Annotated in this window: 1 protein-coding gene; it reads left to right on the top strand. The window is 59.7% G+C overall.

The features are described 5' to 3' along the window. A partial coding sequence (locus G5C50_RS32160) for an efflux RND transporter permease subunit (RefSeq protein WP_165076187.1) occupies positions 1-414 on the top strand: 414 nt, incomplete at both ends.

The raw sequence follows: 414 nt of genomic DNA, 5'->3' as shown, positions 1-414 counted from the left end.
GGCCTATGACGTCTCCGCGGACGACGTCATGAAGGCGATGGCCGATCAAAGTATGATCGGCTCTCCTGGCCGATTAGGGCAGGCGACAGGGAAAATGTCGCAGACGACCGAGTACGTTTTGACGTGGGTGGGCCGGTACAACAAGCCCGAGCAGTACGAAGACATCATTCTCAAGGCGAATCCCGACGGCGAGATCCTGCGGCTCAAGGACGTCGCTAGGGTCGAGTTAGGGGCGTCGTTCTACAGTTTGTATTCGGACCTGGACGGCAAGCCTTCGGCGGCGATCGTGCTCAAGCAGCTCCCCGGCACCAACGCCGCGACCATCATCGAGGAGGTCAAGGAGAAGCTCAAGGAGTTCAAGGAGCGGACCTTTCCCCCAGGGGTCGACTATGAGGTCAGCTACGACGTCTCCAG

The sequence above is a fragment of the Paludisphaera rhizosphaerae genome (genome assembly GCF_011065895.1).
GTDB classification, from domain to species: domain Bacteria; phylum Planctomycetota; class Planctomycetia; order Isosphaerales; family Isosphaeraceae; genus Paludisphaera; species Paludisphaera rhizosphaerae.
Note: the sequence above shows the minus strand (reverse complement) of the source record. Positions and strands in the feature narration are given on the sequence as shown.